Here is a 17,675-nt window from a genome sequence, read left to right on the forward strand (position 1 = left end):
TAATTCCTCATTCGGTTTTTGCCGTGGCCTTCTTCGCCGTCTTGGCAGGGGCTTTCTTTTTTGCCGGTGCCTTGGTCGTCTTGGCGGCCTTGGCCCGGGCTGGCTTCTTGGCCGAGGCGCCGCCTTTTTCCGCTATGAGCGCCAGCGCTTCCTCAAGCGTCACACTGGCCGGTTCCTTGCCCTTCGGCAATGTGGCGTTGACCTTGCCCCAATTGACATAGGGACCATAGCGGCCGTCGCGTACCGTAATTGGCCCACCATCGGGGTGGTCGCCCAATGTCGCCAGCGCCGCGGGCGTGGAGCGCGTGCGACCGCCCTTCGCCTGCTTGTCCGCAAGGACGGTCACGGCGCGGTTGATGCCGATCGAGAACACCTCCTCGGCATTCTCGACATTGGCGAACGTGCCGTCATGCGTCACATAGGGACCATAGCGCCCAATGCCGGCGGAAATCATCTTTCCCGTTTCCGGATGCTTTCCGATATCGCGTGGCAGGGATAGCAGCGCCAGCGCCTTTTCATGGTCTATCGTCTCGATCGACCATCCCTTGGGCAGGCTCGCGCGCTTCGCCTCCTTGCCTTCGCCCCGTTGTATATAGGGGCCAAAGCGGCCGTTTCGAGCGGTGATGTCCTCGTCTGTGTAGGGATCCTTGCCCAGCACTTTCGGCTCGTCGCCCGTGGCAGACCCATTGGTGCCGTCGCCATTGGCATCGCCGCCGAGCTGGCGGGTGAATTTGCACTCCGGATAGTTCGAGCAGCCGACGAAGGCTCCGAATTTACCAAGCTTCAGCGACAGCGTGCCGGTGCCGCAATTGGGGCAACTGCGCGGATTGCTGCCATCCGCGCGCGGCGGGAAGGCGAGCGGGCTCAATTCCTCGTTCAGCGCGTCGAGCACGTTGGTGACGCGCAATTCCTTGATATTGCCGACTGCCCCGGAGAAATCGTTCCAGAAATCGCGCAGCACGTCTTTCCACAGCAGCTTGCCATCCGAGATCAGGTCGAGCTTTTCCTCGAGATCCGCCGTGAAGTCATATTCCACGTAACGGTTGAAGAAGCTTTCCAGGAATGCGGTGACCAGACGTCCCTTCGCTTCCGGAATGAGCTTGCGCTTGTCGACCGTTACATATTCGCGGTCGCGCAATGTGCCGAGCGTCGCGGTGTAGGTGGAAGGCCGGCCAATCCCGAGTTCTTCCATCTTCTTGATGAGTGTCGCTTCGGAATAACGCGGCGGCGGCTCCGTGGAATGCTGGGTGGCGTTGATTTTGTCGCGTGCCAGCATCTCGCCTGCGCGGATTTCGGGGAGGCGCGCGCTTTCCTCGTCGTCCTCGTCATCTTCCCGATGTTCGGTATAGGCGGCGATGAAGCCGTCGAAGCGCAGGACGGATCCCGTGGCCCGCAACTGCGCCGTCTGTGTCCCGTTCACCGCTTCGATCTCAACGGTCGTGCGCTCGATATCGGCGGACTGCATCTGGCTGGCGATGGCGCGTTTCCAGATCAGATCGTAGAGTTTTGCCTGGTCTTCGTCGAGATAGCGGCGCATTTCCTTGGGGTGGCGATCGAAATCCGTCGGGCGGATCGCTTCGTGCGCTTCCTGGGCGTTCTTCGCCTTCGACGCGTAGAAGCGTGGCTTCTCCGGCACGTAGCTATCGCCGAAACCGGTGCCGATGGCGCGCCGCGCCGCCTGGATGGCATCGGGATCCATCTGGACGCCGTCGGTTCGCATATAGGTGATGAGACCGGCCGTCTCGCCGCCGATATCGATGCCTTCGTAGAGGCGCTGGGCAATCTGCATGGTGCGCGTTGCGGAAAAACCGAGCTTGGCGGACGCGGCCTGCTGCAGGGTCGATGTCGTGAAGGGAGGGCCGGGATTGCGCTTGGTCGGCTTGGCCTCCACCGATGCCGCCTTGAAGCTCGCCCCCTCAAGCATGCTGCGAATGGTGCCGGCCTGTTCGGCATTCTTGATATCGAGCTTGCTGAGCTTTTTGCCGTCGAATGCGGTCAGCCGCGCCTCGAAGCCGTCCTCGCGCGGCGTCTTCAAAAGCGCTGCGATGTTCCAGTATTCCTCGCGGACGAAGCGCTCGATCTCCGACTCACGGTCGCAGATGAGGCGGAGCGCGACCGATTGAACCCGCCCGGCAGAGCGCGCGCCGGGCAGCTTGCGCCAGAGCACCGGGGAAAGCGTGAAGCCGACGAGATAGTCCAGCGCACGGCGCGCCAGATACGCATCGACGAGGGGTACATCGATTTCGCGCGGGCTCGCCATGGCGTCCAGCACGGCCTTTTTCGTGATGGCGTTGAACGTGACGCGCTGGACGGATTTCGAACCTATCACCTTCTTCTGGCGCAGCACTTCGAGTACGTGCCATGAAATCGCCTCGCCTTCGCGATCAGGATCGGTTGCGAGAATAAGACCGTCGCTCTCCTTCACCGCCTTGGCGATATCGCTGAGACGCTTGGCGGAAGGCGTGTCGACTTCCCATGACATGGCGAAATCTTCATCCGGGCGTACGGACCCGTCCTTGGCCGGGAGATCGCGGACATGGCCAAACGAGGCCAGGACCTGATAGCCCGGACCTAGATATTTAACGATTGTTTTTGCCTTGGCAGGCGATTCGACAACGACGAGTTTCATACTTCGACCCTGGTTTCCGGGCCCCTGTCGCTACACAAAAGCACATTCGATGGGGTAAATTTGTCCCCCCAAATGAACAGCCCTTTCCGTTTGGTCAAGGGCAACACGATATTTTTCGCGAAATACAACCTTTGGTTGCTTTATATCTAATTAAAACTTCAAGTAGTATTAGTGCTACGTGATCGGCCGATGAATAGCCGGAACTTTAATAACCATCGCCATGTTGAAATTCATCATTTTGCGATTACAAATTTTCAAAGGTTTGCAATGAACGATATGGATGTAAGCCGCATTGAAGTCCTTTCATATCTCCAGCAAATGCTTGGTGAGATGCATTGGATGGCCCATTCTGCCAATTACCCGATGCTCGCCTATTTTATCAAAATGGCTCACATTGAAAGCGAAGACACGATCAGGGCCGAACGCGAAGCCATGTCAGGCCTGCAGGAGCGAGACGGCACCGCCTGAATGACGCGCGATGCGACCGGCAAGATCGAGTTCGAGCAGAACCAGGAATACCTGCGATGGGTGCAGGCCCGTATGGCGGATGAGCGCATCCGGATCGGTCGGGACGGGGCTCAACGCGTCGATGATGCTTTCCCGCTCGGGATCGTTGAGAAGCATCATGGGAGAAACCGCCGCCTCATCGAGCGTGCTGTCCTGCGTCGGGGCATTGAACGGTAACTCGCCGGTAGCACCCCCCATGGGGCCGGTCTTCTGGCCGTTCAGGGGGCCGATCAAAGGCGTGAGCGCTTCGATGATGTCGCTGGCCTCGGTGACGAGTATCGCGCCGTTCTTCAACAGCTTGTTTGTTCCGAATGAACGGGGATCGAGCGGCGAACCCGGGACCGCGAACAGAAGCCGCCCCATTTCGCCGGCAAGCCTGGCGCTGATCAGCGAGCCGGATCTGTTGGCCGCTTCGATGACGACAAGCCCGAGCGAGATGCCGGCGATGATGCGGTTGCGGCGAGGGAAGTCCCGGGCGCGGGGCTCCCAGCCCATGGGCATTTCGCTGACCAGAACGCCGTTCTTTTCGGGAATGGCATTGTAGAGATGCATGTTCTCGGGCGGATAGGGTTTGTCCAGCCCGCCGGCAAGAACGGCGATTGTCCCGGTTTCGAGGCTTGCTTCATGGGCGGCGGCATCGATCCCGCGCGCCAGCCCTGATACGATGGCATATCCCGCATCGCCAAGCTCCTTCACCAGTCGATGCGTGAAGCGGTTGCCGGCGATCGAGGAATTACGCGCGCCGACGATGGCGACCGGCGGGGCCTCGAAAAGACTGGCATCGCCCTTGATCGCGAGGAGCGGCGGAGAGGCTTCGTAGTGGCGCAGATAGGGCGGATAATCGGGTTCGCCCATTCCAACGAAGCGCGCGCCGATCTTATCGATCAATTCCATCTCGCGCTCGGCGTCCTCGACGGTTGCTACGCGGATCGGGCGGTTTCCGCCGCCACGGCGCATCAGTTCCGGCAGCATCTGCAGCGCATCGCCCGCAGAGCCGAAATGCGAAATGAGATCGCGAAAAGTGACGGGGCCGACATTCTCGCTGCGTATCAGGCGCAGCCAGTTCAGCCTCTGGCGGTCGGACAGGCGAATTCCCTTCTGTGAATTCGCCGGACGGGTCATCCTTTGGCCCCGATCTTTCCTTCGGTCCCGTTCATGAGACGGGAAATATTGGCCTGGTGCTTGATGAAGACGATGAGGCTCATGATGGCGAAAAGGAGCGCTACATCCCGCAAGCCAAGAAGAAAAAGCGCAATCGGCACGGCTACCGCCGCGACGAGCGCCGAGAGCGAGGAATATCGCGTTGCGAACGCCACGATGAGCCAGACGAGCACGAAAACCAGCGCACCCTGCCAGGCGAGGCCGAGGAGGACGCCGAGATAGGTGGCGACGCCCTTGCCGCCCTTGAAGCCGATCCAGATCGGATAGAGATGGCCGATGAATGCGCCGAAGCCGGCGGCAAGCGCCAGTTCCGGACCCCAGCGTCCGGCAATGAGAACCGCGGCGGCGCCTTTCAGTGCGTCGAGAAGCAGCGTCGCTGCAGCAAGCTTCTTGTTGCCCGTACGCAGCACATTGGTCGCGCCGATATTGCCTGAGCCGATGGCGCGCACGTCACCAAGGCCGGCAAGCCGGGTGAGGATCAGGCCGAAAGGTATCGATCCCAGGAGATAGCCGAAGACAAGCGCGGCCAGCAGCGAAGGCAAGCCCGCCTGCAGGATGGTCGGATCGATCATTATGCCTCCCCCTCGGCTTGCGATTCGGCTCAGATGTTGAACACGATTTTTCCGGCCACCATAGTCTGCGTTACGCGGCCTTGGAAGCGTGCTCCCTCGAAACAGCTGTTCTTGGAGCGCGAATGCAGATCCTGTTCCCGCACGATCCACGGTTCGCCGAGATCGACGATGGCGAGATCGGCGGGCGCGCCCGGCTTCAGCGTTCCCGCATCGAGGCTGAAAATCCTCGCCGGCGCGGTCGACAGCACCTCGATGATGCGGATCAGCGGCAGGCTTTCATTGTGGTATAAGCGGAGCGCCGCCGCCAGTAAGGTCTCGAGGCCGATGGCGCCTGCCTCGGCGTCAGCGAAGGGCAGCCGCTTGGTGTCGACATCCTGCGGATCGTGCGCGGACGCGACGAGATCGATCACGCCTGAGCGTACCGCCTCGACCATCGCCAGCCGGTCCTCCTCCGTCCGCAAGGGCGGCGACAGCCGGAAGAAGGTGCGGAACTCGCCGATGTCGTTTTCATTGAGCGAAAGATGGTTGATCGAAATCCCCGCCGTGACAGCCAGGCCCTGATCCTTGGCGCGCAGAATGGCATCCGCCGACATCGCCGTGGAGATCTGCGCGGCATGATATTTGCTGCGCGTCAGCGCCGCCAGCCGCAGGTCGCGTTCGAGCGGGATGACTTCCGCCTCGCGCGGAATGCCCGGCAGGCCCAGCCAGCTTGCGAAAAGCCCCTCGTTCATCACCCCGTTCGCAGCGAGATAGGGATCGTGGGTCTCATGGGCGACCACCACGCCGAAATCGCGCGCATAGGTCAGAGCCCGGCGCATCAGAAGCGTACTGGCGATGGTCTTGCGGCCTTCGGTGATGGCGACAGCGCCGGCCTCGCGCAAAAGCCCGACCTCGGTCATCTCCTCGCCGCGCAAGCCCTTGGTGATCGCAGCCGCGGGATGGACATTGACGATCGCGGTATCACGCGCGGCGCGCTTGACGAATTCGACCAGCGCCACATCGTCGATAACAGGATCGGTATCCGGCATCATGATGATCGACGTGACGCCGCCTGCCGCCGCCGCACGGCTGGCAGAGGCGATGGTTTCACGATGCTCGGCGCCGGGTTCGCCGATGAACACGCGGGAATCGACCAGCCCCGGAATGATCGTCTTGCCGCCAAGGTCGAACCGTTGCGCGCCCTCGGGCAGGCCCTGGTTACGCGCATCCGCGCCGGCGGCAACGATCTTCCCATCGCTGACGATGACGGTTCCGGTCTCGTCGAGGCCGCGCGAGGGATCGACAATGCGGGCATTTTCGAAAACGACAGCGCTCATGCCCGTCCTCCCGTCATGGAGCCGGAGGGCTCATCATTGCGGCGTGGATCGAGCAGTGCTTCCATCACGGCCATGCGAACGGCGACACCCATCTCGACCTGGTTCTGGATCGCGCTTTGCGGGCCATCGGCCACATCGGAGGCGATCTCGACGCCGCGGTTCATGGGGCCTGGATGCATGACCAGCGCATCGGGCTTCGCGAATTTCAGCTTCTCGCGGTCGAGGCCGTAATAGCGGAAATATTCGCGCACCGAAGGCACGAAGGAGCCCGCCATGCGCTCGCGCTGCAGGCGCAGCATCATCACGATATCGGCGTCCTTCAGCCCTTCCTCCATGGAATTGAAAACCTCGACGCTCATCTGCGCGATCCCGGAGGGGAGGAGGGTCGAGGGTGCGACGACCCTGACGCGGGCGCCGAGCGCGTTGAGAAGCAGGATGTTGGAGCGCGCCACGCGCGAGTGGAGTACATCGCCGCAGATCGCCACGATCAGCCCTTCTATCCTGCCCTTGGCGCGGCGGATCGTCAGCGCATCGAGAAGCGCCTGGGTCGGATGCTCATGCGCACCATCCCCCGCATTGACCACCGAGCAACCGACTTTCTGCGCTAGAAGCGCTGCAGCACCCGCCGAGGCGTGGCGGATGACCAGGATATCGGGGCGCATGGCGTTGAGCGTCATCGCCGTGTCGATGAGAGTCTCGCCCTTCTTCACCGAGGAATTGCCGACCGACATGTTCATCACATCCGCGCCAAGCCGCTTGCCGGCCAGCTCGAAGGAGGATTGCGTGCGCGTCGAGGATTCGAAGAAGAGATTGATCTGGGTGCGCCCGCGCAGCACCGCCTTTTTCTTCTCAGGCTGGCGAGAGATCGCCACTTCCTGGTCTGCCAGATCGAGAAGGCAGGTGATATCCTGGGGCGAAAGGCCCTTGATGCCAAGCAAGTGGCGATGGGGAAAGATGAGGGAGGTGGGATTTGATGTCATATCAAGAACTCCCTATAGGCCCGATGCGACAAGCCCGCAAGCGGCGCGTGCAGGCAGGATCCGGCTTTGGCAAAGAAATCGGTGGAGTTTGCAACCCCGCGCGTAATGAAGGCGACGCACCAAGGCGAAAAATTTAGCAAATCCGCATAGGACATCTTAGATTGGTTCAGAATCGCCTCTGCCAGGCAGGGGGCTGCAAGCAAAATGGGAATTGTCGTTGAAAACGCATGAGGTCACCAATCAGACGCCGCCGATGACTGGTGCGAACGCCTATCTGGGCGATCCGCTGCTGATGCAGATCGCCGCCCGGTTTCCGAAGGCGCTGCACAGCGATCTGGAGCAGGCGGGCCGCTTCGTCATGTCGGCGGAGGCGCAGGACCTGGCGCGTCTCGCCAATACGGAATTGCCCCGGCTGCGAACGCATGACCGGCAGGGCATGCGCCTCGATCAGGTGGACTACCATCCTGCCTATCACGCTTTGATGCGGCGTTCGATCGGCCAGGGGCTGCATTCCTCGATATGGGAGGACGGGCAGGGCGAAGCCAGTCGCCGCCACCAGATGCGCGCCGCGCGATTTTTCCTGACGGCGCAGCTCGAATGCGGCCATCTCTGCCCTGTTACCATGACCAATGCCTCGCTCGCGGTTCTCATGGCAAGCCCCAATCTCTACCGGGAATGGGCGCCGCTTATTCTCACGCGCAAATATGATCCGAGCCAGAAGCCACCCGCCAGAAAGGCAGGTCTGACGCTCGGTATGGGCATGACGGAGAAGCAGGGCGGCACGGATGTGCGCATCAACACCACGCGAGCCGAACGCGCCGGAAACGGCTTTTATCGCATCACCGGTCATAAATGGTTCCTGTCCGCGCCGATGTCGGATGCGTTCCTGGTGCTGGCGCAGGCGGCGGAGGGGCTTTCCTGCTTTCTTGTTCCGCGCATCCTGCCCGATGGCACCCCCAACGGGTTCCGGTTCCAACGCCTGAAGGACAAGCTTGGCAACCGCTCCAATGCATCTTCGGAAGTGGAGTTCGAGGACGCTCTCGGACAGATGGTCGGCCAGCCGGGCGAGGGCGTGAAGACGATCATCGACATGGTGACGCTGACCCGTCTCGATTGCGCGATCGCCTCGGCCGGACTTATGCGCGCAGGCCTGTCGGAAGCCGTGCATCATGCGCGCCATCGCCAGGTGTTTGGCTCGGCCCTGTTCGACCAGCCGCTGATGCAGCGCGTCCTGGCCGACATGGCGCTCGACGTGGCCGGTGCGACGGCGCTTACGCTGCGCCTGGCGCGAGCGTTCGACATGGCGGCAAGCGACCGTGGCGAGGCGGCCTTCGCCCGCGTCATGACGCCCGTCGTCAAATATTGGGTGGCAAAAATCGCGCCCTCGCTTCTCTACGAAGCGATGGAGTGCCTCGGCGGCAACGGCTATATCGAGGAAGGCAATCTCGCCCGCTATTACCGGGAAGCGCCGGTGAATGCCATTTGGGAAGGCTCCGGCAATGTCATGGCGCTCGATGTGCGGCGCGTGCTGGTGCGGGCGCCGAAGCTTTTCGACGAGGTGCTGGCCTGGATCGCCAAGCAATTGGGCCGGGGCGGGCAGGGGACGGTCGATGTCCTGCGCGCCGCGATGAATGTGGCCGAGTCTGACGAGGGTGCCGCCCGCATCCTGACGGAGCAGCTTGCGCTCGCCGCCGCCGGCGCCGAACTCCGCCAGCTCGGCGCGGACGATATTGCCGATGCCTTCGTCGAAACCCGTCTCGCTGGACAGTGGCGCACCACCTACGGCATGATCGACGCCCGTCACAACGCGCAGACGATCCTCAATTCGCTCTATCCTGCATCGTAGTAGTTGGAGTTAGCAAAGGCCTGAATATCTGGCCGCTCCAATGGGGCCGCGTTTTCCACGCCCTTGTTAACCCTAACAAATAGTTTCGATTGCTGTCCCGGGGCCAACCAACCAAGGTGCCATGGAAAGGATCCCCGCCCCATGATTCCCGATCAAAACGCCCAGTCAGAGAGGGGACAAACGCCATGCGCTATCTCCTGATCTTCTGGGCCGGCCCGCTCGCTCTCTTCTGGGGATGGTATTTCCTGTCGCTCAACGACATCAGTTTCGGCACGACTTTTTTCAGCCGCGAGATGAACGATCTGGTCTTTGAGGTCTACGGCAATGTGCTGGGCATTGATCCCCAGGCGATCCCACCGCTGGCTGCGCGGGCATGTGTGATCGATTCGCTGATCCTGTTCGCCATCATCGCCTTTCGCCGCCGGCGCGATATTCTTGCCCGGTTTCAGGCGTGGCGTGAACGCTACTCCTGATCTTCCTGTTGCCGAAGGCTGTTCAGCCTGTCGAGCGCGCCTTGCAGGATGAAGGCGGCTGCCGCGGAATCGATCCGTTCCGCCCGCTTTTGGCGCGAGACGTCCATGCCGATCAGCGCCCGCTCGGCAGCGACGGTGGAAAGGCGCTCATCCCAGTAGACGAAGGGCAGATCCGTGAGCTTTTCCATGTTGCGCACGAAAGCCCGTGTCGCCTGCACGCGCGGTCCCTCGCTGCCGTCCATGTTGACCGGCAGGCCGATGACGACCGCGCCTGTGTTCTCCGCCTTCAGCGCCGCCAGAAGCACCTGCGCGTCGATGGTGAACTTGGCGCGCCTGATCACCGGGCGCGGATTGGCGAAGGAAAGGCCACGATCGGAAACGGCAAAGCCGATGGTTTTCGTACCGAGATCCAGCCCGGCAACGGTCTGGCCGGGCGCCAGCGCCTTCTCGACAGATTCGATAGCGAGAACGGTCAAATCCTGCCCTTTCCGTTGTGCAGTCATTATATGCTCTTGAACTGAGCCTTTCCCGCGTCATAACTGTCCGCTGCTGATATGGCGATACCTCAAGGAGCGAATTTCATGAAGATCACCTGGCTTGGCCATTCGGCCTTCCGTATCGATGTCCCCGATGCCGCGATCCTGATCGACCCCTTCCTGACCGGCAACCCCGGCGCAGCGGATATCGACTTGAAGACCGCCATCCAGGGCATAACCCACATCGCTCTGACCCATGGACATGGCGACCATGTCGGCGATACCGTGAAAATCGCCAAGGAGACCGGCGCGACCGTCATCGCCAATGCCGATCTCGCCAGCTGGCTCGCTCATCAGGGCGTTGCGAAGGTCGACATGGGAAATACCGGCGGCACATTGTTCCACAACGCATTCACCGTCACCTTCGTCAACGCGCTGCACTCCTCGGCCACGTTGACGCAGGACGGCGTTTCGCATTCGCTCGGAAGCGCCAACGGGCTGGTCTTCCATTTCGAGGATGAACCGACCCTCTACCACATGGGCGATACGGATATCTTCTCGGACATGGCGCTGATCGACGAGCTGCACCGTCCGGAGATCGGCATCGTCCCCATCGGCGACCGCTTTACCATGGGCGGCGCCGTGGCGGCCCTGGCCTGCCAGCGTTATCTGAAATTCTCCACCGTCCTTCCCTGCCATTATGGTTCCTTCCCGATCATCGACCAGACCGCCGACAAGTTCGTCGTCGCTATGGAAGGCACGGGCAGCACCAAGCTCGAAGTGCCGAGGGCCGGAGAGACGGTTTCCCTCTGATTTCGCTTGAATAAGCCGGGCAGGATGAAAGGCGCAATGAATATTGCGCTTGAGACGCCTGCCCGGTATAGCCCCACAATCAGGTAATGTGGGTGCATTTGCACCGTCCGGATTTCGGAGAACCAAGATGACTGTTGATCTTTCAACCGTGAAGCGTGTCGCGCATCTCGCCCGCATCGCCGTCACCGATGAGGATGCGGAGCGCATGACCGGCGAACTCAACGCGATCCTGGGCTTTGTCGAGCAGCTCGATGAGGTGGATGTAAGCGGCGTCGAGCCGATGACCTCCGTCACCCCGATCGCCATGCGCCTGCGCGAGGATCTGGTGTCGGATGGCAACAAGGCTGCGGACATCGTCGCCAATGCCCCGCTTACCGAAGAGAATTTCTTTGTGGTTCCAAAGGTCGTGGAGTAAGCGGTCATGGCTGTTGAAGTGTCTGTGGAAACACCGCTCCAGGATGATGTGCGAGGGCTGGTCGAACAGCTCAACGCCCATCTTCTGCCACTATCTCCGATCGAGTTCCAGTTCAAGATGACCGTGGAGGAGATGGCCGGGCCTGAAACCACCGTGTTCATCGCGCGTGACGAAAGCGGACGGGCAGTCGGCTGCGGCGCTCTTAAGGTCCACTCGCCGGAGGTCGGCGAGGTCAAGCGCATGTATACGCTGCCGGAAGTCCGTGGCCTGCGGGTCGGATCGGCACTTCTCGAAGCCATTACACGGCTTGCGCAGGGCAAGGGCCTTTCACACCTGGTTCTCGAAACAGGTACCGGCCCTGGATTTGCCGCCGCCTGGCGTCTTTATGAGCGTGCCGGCTTCACCCGCTGCGGTGTGGTGCTGGACTACCCCGACTCCGAACACAGTGCTTTTTTTGAAAAGCGCCTCTCTCCCTTGGCGCACTGACAGGATTTGACGATGACCGATCTGACCGCACTCACGATCTCCGAGGCGCGCGACCAGCTTAAACGCAAGGTCTTCACCGCCACGGAACTGACCGAGGCTTATATCGGGGCTATCGAGGCGGCCAATGAAACCCTCAACGCCTATGTCGCGGTAACGCCTGACAAGGCGCGGGAGATGGCCAAGGCCTCCGACGCGCGCCTGGCGAAGGGCGAGGCGGGCGCACTCGAGGGCATTCCGCTGGGCATCAAGGATCTCTTCGCCACCGAAGGCGTGCATACGCAGGCCTGCTCCCACATTCTGGATGGCTTCAAGCCCCGCTATGAATCGACGGTGACAGCCAATCTCTGGGCCGATGGCGCGGTGATGCTCGGCAAGCTCAACATGGATGAGTTCGCCATGGGATCGTCCAACGAGACGTCCTATTACGGCCCGGTGAAGAATCCGTGGCGCGCCAAGGGCTCGAACGCCGATCTGGTGCCCGGCGGCTCGTCGGGCGGATCGGCTGCAGCCGTCGCCGCAAGGCTTTGCGCCGGCGCGACGGCGACCGATACCGGCGGCTCCATCCGCCAGCCCGCTGCCTTCACCGGTACGGTCGGCATCAAGCCCACCTATGGCCGCGTCTCGCGCTGGGGCACCGTCGCCTTTGCCTCCTCGCTCGATCAGGCCGGCCCGATCGCCCGCGACGTGCGCGACAGCGCAATCCTGCTGAAGTCGATGGCCTCGGTCGATCTGAAGGACACCACTTGCGTCGATCTGCCTGTACCGGATTATGAAGCGGCCATCGGTAAATCGATCAGGGGTATGAAGATTGGTATCCCGAAGGAATACCGCGTCGATGGAATGCCGGAAGAGATCGAAAAGCTCTGGCAGCAGGGTATCGCCTGGCTGAAAGAGGCTGGCGCCGAGATCGTCGATATTTCGCTGCCGCACACCAAATACGCGCTGCCAGCCTATTATATTGTCGCCCCCGCCGAGGCATCGTCGAACCTCGCGCGTTATGACGGCGTGCGCTATGGCCTGCGCGTGCCGGGCAAGGACATTGCGGACATGTATGAGCAGACCCGCGCCGCCGGCTTCGGCCGCGAGGTCAAGCGCCGCATCATGATCGGCACCTATGTTCTCTCCGCCGGCTATTACGATGCCTATTATCTGAAGGCGCAGAAGGTCCGCACGCTTATCAAGAAGGATTTCGAGGATGTCTTCCATGCGGGCGTCGACGCAATCCTGACGCCGGCGACCCCTTCGGCTGCCTTCGGCGTCGCCGATGAAGACCTCGCCGCAGATCCGGTGAAGATGTATCTGAACGATATCTTCACGGTTACGGTCAACATGGCCGGCCTGCCCGGTATCGCTGTCCCCGCCGGCCTCAGCGGGCAGGGGCTGCCGCTCGGCCTGCAACTGATCGGCCGTCCTTTCGGTGAAGAGACGCTCTTCCAGACCGCCCATGTCATCGAAGAGGCCGCGGGCCGCTTTACGACGCCGAGCTGGTGGTAGAGCATGATCGCGAAAAGTTGCAGACTTTTCGGGATAGATCATGCGGCTATAAAATGAGAGCATGATTTGGAACCGAAGGTCGTCGGCGGCAACAAAGCTGCAGACTTTCGGATGAGATCATGCGGATGAAAGAAGATGCACAAATGGAGATCCGGCGAGCCAACGCTGCCGATAGCGCAGTGCTGGCCTCGGTCGGACACCGTGCCTGGGCTTCGGTGATCTTCGGCTTCGAACCGGAAGAGGCCGGAATACGCGAACGGGTGGAAAAGGCGTTCCGCGCTTTTACCGACGAATTCTACCCCCGCATCTTGCTTGCCCAATCCTCCGGCATAGTCCTGGGCTGGGCCGCCCGCGATACGGACGCCGATTACATCTCCGATCTCTGGATCGATCCCGCCTGGCAGCGTCACGGCATCGGCCTTGCCTTGATGGACGCGCTTCTGGCCGAGATCCTGCTTTCCGGTTATCCGAAGGCGCGCATCGATACCCACGCCCGCAATCTTCCCGCCATCCGCCTCTATCAGCGATGTGGCTTTCATGTCGTATGGCGGGGTCAGGAATGGTCCGACAGCCTTGGCCGCAATATAGAGAAAGTAAGGATGGAAGCGCTGTTGAGCGAAAGCTTCCGTTAGTGCCATTTGCATCGGTGAGGATTGTCTTACGCCGACTTTGATCTATCCTATTCCGGATCAGGCAAGCAGAAAGGGAGAGGTACGTGTGGATCGAACTGACTGACGTCAATGGCGAGCGCATCACGATCAATTTCGATCATGTCGTATCGTATAATGCCTATGGCACCGGCGCGCATATCGTGACCACGACCCCCGATCTGACGTTCTTCGTCAAGGAGGACATCGATAGGATCCAGAAGAGGATCGGCATCAAGCCGGTTCGCTGAAGCGGCGCAAGCCCTCCGGAGGGATTTCAGGCCCTCCGGCTGGATCAGAAGCGTCGAGAGGGCCGCTTTTTCCGGCCTTTTTGGAAAATTACCCCGACTCAGGGTAGTTTCCGACAGTGCCTGTTTTTCTCGAGTGCTCAGCAGCCTGAGCGGGTAAGGCAGAAGAGTCAGTTGAAGTTATTGCGATCAATTCCGGGCGGGTGGGATGACGACAACCCTATCCGTGATGAGGTATTGGCATGCTCAACACAGACAAGACAGCCCATCGATTTTTATTAGAACAACCGCGCGGCGCTATCGACCGACTCGCCTCCAGATTCCGATCAAGACAACTCTCATCTGGGTGGAAGCGACAACTCGATGAAGCCGACAACGGAAAGGTGAATGTTGCGCGCGTCAAGCGGATGCTCGTGTTTCCGGCTTTGATGGCGCTGTCGGTTCTTTCTGCGGCGCTATTTCAGGTTCAAGCGCATGATGCGCCCAGCGGCTGGTCCTATCCCTATCAATGCTGCCACGATCTGGATTGCCGCCCGGTCAGTGCCCGATCGGTTGCCGAGCGCCCGGAGGGATACGTCATTACCGGAACGGGGGAGGTGGTCGGCTATCGTGACGCCCGCATCCGGCAATCCCCCGATGGGCTGTTCCACTGGTGCTCTGTGGCAGGGAAATCGAACTCGCGAACCATCTGCCTGTTCGTTCCGCCGCGCTCCTTCTAAGAAGCGTCTTTATGGGATCTGTTCATGCCCTGCGGCCCGCCATCGGCGAGCCGCCTGATTGAGGTCCGGCCTGCAGAAATCGCTGTCACACGAAAGAACCGCGAAGCCTGGCGAACATGCCGGGCCCGCCGCCGATAGCTTCCCTGACGTGACGGGCAGCCGTCGCAGCGGAAACAGTTGCGCCATAATGGCAATAGCAGACGATTTCATGCATCTGCCGGTCCGTTATGTCGAAGAAGTTTTTTGCCTCGCCATAAGTGTCGTCTTTCATGCCTTCGGCACGGAAAACAACGTCTTCAAATGCAACCGTGATCGGAGAGCCGGCGCTACGCATCGTCTCCCGTGTCCCGACCGGTTGATATTCAGTACCTGGAAGCGTTGCCAGAAGCCTGCCCGGCTCTCTTTCGAGGAGTGCGGCCCAGCGTTCGAGCCGTTCGGTCCTGCTCATGACCGGACGGGCTATGTTGGGTTTGGCTTCGGCAACGGCTTGCATCTGCTCAAGGGTTTTGTGCTGCATGGTCACCTCCTGTTTCAGGATATGTGGTGCACAGCCCCCGTCATTTCGCCCATGAAAGAAGGGTACTCCAACCCGCCGGCAAGTCCAGCTTAAACAACATTCCGGCCGGTCACATTTTTCATGAACGGTTTCTTCACGGCTGCCGGGGCTGCGCGGGCAGGGCCGGAGGACGGGGCACTCCGTCAGAGTGGGATGTTGTCGTGCTTCTTCCAGGGATTTTCCAGATCCTTGTTGCGCAGCATCCTGAGCGCCCGCGCCACGCGCCGGCGGGTCGAATGGGGCATGATCACCTCGTCGATATAGCCGCGCTCGGCAGCGGCGAACGGTGACAGAAACCGGTCTTCATAACGCTTGGTGTGCTCGGCAATCTTTTCCGCATCGCCGATATCCTTGCGGTAGATGATCTCGACCGCGCCCCTGGCGCCCATGACCGCGATCTGCGCCGAGGGCCAGGCATAATTGATGTCGCCGCGCAAATGTTTCGAGGCCATCACATCATAGGCACCGCCATACGCCTTTCGCGTGATGATGGTGATTTTCGGCACCGTCGCCTCGGCATAGGCGAAGAGCAGCTTGGCGCCATGCTTGATGAGGCCGCCATATTCCTGCGCCGTTCCCGGCAGGAAGCCCGGCACATCGACGAATGTCACGATCGGAATGTTGAAGCAGTCGCAGAAGCGCACGAACCGTCCGGCCTTGCGTGAGGCGTCGCTGTCAAGAACGCCTGCCAGCACCATCGGCTGGTTGGCGACGATCCCGACCGTCCGCCCTTCGATCCGGCCGAAGCCGCAGACGATATTCCTGGCAAAATTTTCCTGGATTTCGAAAAAGTCGCCTTCATCGATGGTCTTCCGGATCAGCTCCTTGATGTCATAGGGCTTGTTGGCATTGTCAGGCACCAGCCGGTCGAGCGAGAGATCCTGCTCCTCCGTCGATTGGTAGCAGGCGATTTCAGGGATATCCGCTGTGTTCGAGGCCGGCAGGAAATCGATCAGCCGGCGCATCTGCAGCAGGGCCTCGACATCATTGTCATAAGCGCCATCGGCGATGGAGGATTTCGTCGTGTGGACCACTGCTCCGCCGAGCTGCTCCGCCGTGACGCTCTCATTGGTGACAGTCTTGACCACGTCGGGGCCGGTCACGAACATGTAGGAGGTGTCGCGTACCATGAAGATGAAATCGGTCATGGCCGGCGAATAGACGTCACCGCCGGCGCAGGGGCCCATGATCACCGAAATCTGCGGAATGACACCTGAGGCAAGCACGTTGCGTTGGAATATCTCCGCATATCCGCCGAGCGCCGCCACGCCTTCCTGGATGCGCGCACCGCCCGCATCATAGAGCCCGATCACCGGCGCCCGATTGCGCAACGCCATGTCCTGTATCTTCTGCACCTTTTCAGCATGGGCCTCAGAGAGCGAGCCGCCGAAAACGGTGAAGTCCTTGGCAAAGACGAAGACCGTGCGCCCGTTGACCGTGCCCCAGCCGGTGACGACGCCATCGCCGGCGAACTTGGTCTTTTCCATGCCGAAATCGGTCGAGCGGTGCTCGACGAACATGTCGAACTCCTCGAAGGAGCCCTCATCGAGAAAAACGTCGATGCGTTCACGCGCGGTCAGCTTGCCCTTGCCGTGTTGCGCATCGATGCGAGCCGCCCCACCGCCCTGCCGTGCGATCTCGCGGCGGCGCTCAAGCTCCGTCAGCACGTCTTTCATAAAGCTCCTCCGGAGTAGGGGGGTAGGGGGGTAGGGCAACAGGGATGGAGCTTATTGGTTGATCTCAGCTCCTGCAATCCTTCTGCTGCCCTACCTGCCGTCTTGGATCACCAGCTCCCGGTATTGGGCATCGAGGCCCATGGCTCCTGCGGAGAAAGGCGGTCGCCCTTCTGGATAAGCTCGATAGAGATGCCGTCGGGCGAGCGTACGAAAGCCATGTGGCCGTCGCGCGGCGGCCGGTTGATCGTCACGCCCTTGTCCTGCAGCTTCTGGCAGGTGGCGTAGATATCGTCCACGACATAGGCGAGATGGCCAAAATTACGTCCGCCGGTATATTCCTCGGGATCCCAGTTGTAGGTGAGCTCGAGTTCCGGCGCGCGTTCGGCAACGGCGCGATCCTTGTCCTCAGGAGCCGCCAGGAAGATCAGCGTAAAGCGGCCCTTTTCGTTTTCAATGCGACGGGTTTCTTCGAGGCCGAACTTGTTGACGTAGAAATCCAGCGATTCATCAATGTCGCGGACTCGGACCATAGTGTGCAGATAACGCATGTCGGCTCCTGTTTTCTTCTGGCTGTGGTTGAATTTGAACGCGGCGAGGCGGCAGGGTCCAGGCATTTTTGATATGGTGGGATTATTCGAATCGGCAAGCCTGTCAATGGTCC

Annotated in this window: 19 protein-coding genes; 10 read left to right on the forward strand and 9 right to left on the reverse strand. The window is 60.9% G+C overall.

Features of this window, described 5'->3' with window-relative positions; genetic code table 11:
- Nucleotides 1-7: 7 nt before the first annotated feature.
- Nucleotides 8-2,629, reverse strand: a complete 2,622-nt coding sequence (topA, locus tag DUT91_RS20790; RefSeq protein ID WP_114442397.1) for a type I DNA topoisomerase — start codon at nt 2,627-2,629, stop codon at nt 8-10.
- A 189-nt stretch (nt 2,630-2,818) separates the two neighbouring features.
- On the opposite strand from topA, the gene DUT91_RS20795 reads away from it, so the two are divergent.
- Nucleotides 2,819-3,097 (forward strand): hypothetical protein, encoded by a 279-nt coding sequence (locus tag DUT91_RS20795; protein WP_147272229.1) that lies wholly within the window; start codon nt 2,819-2,821, stop codon nt 3,095-3,097.
- Here DUT91_RS20795 and dprA read toward each other — a convergent pair.
- From dprA to DUT91_RS20815, 4 genes are read right to left on the reverse strand one after another with little or no spacing between them, the layout of a single operon-like run.
- Nucleotides 3,065-4,258, reverse strand: coding sequence for a DNA-processing protein DprA (gene dprA, locus DUT91_RS20800; protein ID WP_114442399.1), 1,194 nt, complete (start codon nt 4,256-4,258; stop codon nt 3,065-3,067). The genes DUT91_RS20795 and dprA overlap by 33 nt on opposite strands.
- Nucleotides 4,255-4,869, reverse strand: coding sequence for a glycerol-3-phosphate 1-O-acyltransferase PlsY (plsY, locus tag DUT91_RS20805; protein WP_114442400.1), 615 nt, complete (start codon nt 4,867-4,869; stop codon nt 4,255-4,257). Before plsY ends, dprA begins: the two co-directional genes overlap by 4 nt.
- A gap of 29 nt (nt 4,870-4,898) precedes the next feature.
- Nucleotides 4,899-6,185 carry a dihydroorotase gene (locus DUT91_RS20810; protein ID WP_114442401.1) on the reverse strand — a complete coding sequence of 429 codons (1,287 nt, stop codon included), beginning with the start codon at nt 6,183-6,185 and terminating at the stop codon, nt 4,899-4,901.
- Nucleotides 6,182-7,165, reverse strand: coding sequence for an aspartate carbamoyltransferase catalytic subunit (locus DUT91_RS20815; RefSeq protein WP_114442402.1), 984 nt, complete (start codon nt 7,163-7,165; stop codon nt 6,182-6,184). The genes DUT91_RS20810 and DUT91_RS20815 overlap by 4 nt, the downstream gene beginning before the upstream one ends.
- 217 nt (nt 7,166-7,382) lie before the next feature.
- On the opposite strand from DUT91_RS20815, the gene DUT91_RS20820 reads away from it, so the two are divergent.
- Nucleotides 7,383-9,011: an acyl-CoA dehydrogenase family protein gene (locus DUT91_RS20820; protein ID WP_200835037.1), complete on the forward strand. Its 1,629-nt coding sequence runs from the start codon at nt 7,383-7,385 to the stop codon at nt 9,009-9,011.
- A 185-nt stretch (nt 9,012-9,196) separates the two neighbouring features.
- Nucleotides 9,197-9,484, forward strand: a complete 288-nt coding sequence (locus DUT91_RS20825) for a DUF6105 family protein (RefSeq protein WP_114442403.1) — start codon at nt 9,197-9,199, stop codon at nt 9,482-9,484.
- Here the strand turns inward: DUT91_RS20825 and ruvX are convergent.
- On the reverse strand, nt 9,475-9,960 hold the full coding sequence (gene ruvX / locus DUT91_RS20830) for a Holliday junction resolvase RuvX (RefSeq protein WP_245419856.1): 486 nt from the start codon (nt 9,958-9,960) through the stop codon (nt 9,475-9,477). The two genes, DUT91_RS20825 and ruvX, sit on opposite strands and share 10 nt — an antisense overlap.
- Nucleotides 9,961-10,065: 105 nt before the next feature.
- Here ruvX and DUT91_RS20835 point away from each other — a divergent pair, with 105 nt between their 5' ends.
- The 7 genes from DUT91_RS20835 (at nt 10,066) to DUT91_RS20865 (ending at nt 14,782) form a co-directional block, all read left to right on the forward strand.
- A complete protein-coding gene (locus DUT91_RS20835) occupies nt 10,066-10,773 on the forward strand; it encodes a metal-dependent hydrolase (protein WP_114442405.1) in 708 nt (235 codons plus the stop codon).
- A gap of 127 nt (nt 10,774-10,900) precedes the next feature.
- The gene (gene gatC, locus DUT91_RS20840; protein ID WP_114442406.1) at nt 10,901-11,188 is read left to right on the forward strand and encodes an Asp-tRNA(Asn)/Glu-tRNA(Gln) amidotransferase subunit GatC; all 288 of its coding nucleotides are present in this window, start codon (nt 10,901-10,903) and stop codon (nt 11,186-11,188) included.
- A 6-nt stretch (nt 11,189-11,194) separates the two neighbouring features.
- Nucleotides 11,195-11,674 (forward strand): GNAT family N-acetyltransferase, encoded by a 480-nt coding sequence (locus tag DUT91_RS20845; RefSeq protein ID WP_114442407.1) that lies wholly within the window; start codon nt 11,195-11,197, stop codon nt 11,672-11,674.
- 12 nt (nt 11,675-11,686) lie between these two features.
- A complete protein-coding gene (gene gatA / locus DUT91_RS20850; protein WP_114442431.1) occupies nt 11,687-13,168 on the forward strand; it encodes an Asp-tRNA(Asn)/Glu-tRNA(Gln) amidotransferase subunit GatA in 1,482 nt (493 codons plus the stop codon).
- Nucleotides 13,169-13,287: 119 nt separating this feature from the next.
- Entirely contained in the window at nt 13,288-13,800 is a 513-nt protein-coding gene (locus DUT91_RS20855; RefSeq protein ID WP_114442408.1) for a GNAT family N-acetyltransferase, read from the forward strand.
- 83 nt (nt 13,801-13,883) lie between these two features.
- A complete protein-coding gene (locus DUT91_RS20860) occupies nt 13,884-14,066 on the forward strand; it encodes a hypothetical protein (protein WP_114442409.1) in 183 nt (60 codons plus the stop codon).
- A gap of 425 nt (nt 14,067-14,491) precedes the next feature.
- Nucleotides 14,492-14,782: a hypothetical protein gene (locus DUT91_RS20865; RefSeq protein WP_114442432.1), complete on the forward strand. Its 291-nt coding sequence runs from the start codon at nt 14,492-14,494 to the stop codon at nt 14,780-14,782.
- Between the two features lie 85 nt (nt 14,783-14,867).
- On the opposite strand, the gene DUT91_RS20870 is transcribed toward DUT91_RS20865, so the two are convergent.
- The 3 genes from DUT91_RS20870 to DUT91_RS20880 form a co-directional block, all read right to left on the reverse strand.
- Nucleotides 14,868-15,299 carry a hypothetical protein gene (locus DUT91_RS20870; RefSeq protein ID WP_114442410.1) on the reverse strand — a complete coding sequence of 144 codons (432 nt, stop codon included), beginning with the start codon at nt 15,297-15,299 and terminating at the stop codon, nt 14,868-14,870.
- Nucleotides 15,300-15,481: 182 nt separating this feature from the next.
- On the reverse strand, nt 15,482-17,014 hold the full coding sequence (locus tag DUT91_RS20875) for an acyl-CoA carboxylase subunit beta (protein WP_114442411.1): 1,533 nt from the start codon (nt 17,012-17,014) through the stop codon (nt 15,482-15,484).
- A gap of 107 nt (nt 17,015-17,121) precedes the next feature.
- Nucleotides 17,122-17,562 (reverse strand): VOC family protein, encoded by a 441-nt coding sequence (locus tag DUT91_RS20880; RefSeq protein ID WP_114442433.1) that lies wholly within the window; start codon nt 17,560-17,562, stop codon nt 17,122-17,124.
- Nucleotides 17,563-17,675: the final 113 nt, after the last annotated feature.

Source organism: Paramesorhizobium salinisoli, assembly GCF_003335045.1.
GTDB classification, from domain to species: Bacteria; Pseudomonadota; Alphaproteobacteria; order Rhizobiales; family Rhizobiaceae; genus Paramesorhizobium; species Paramesorhizobium salinisoli.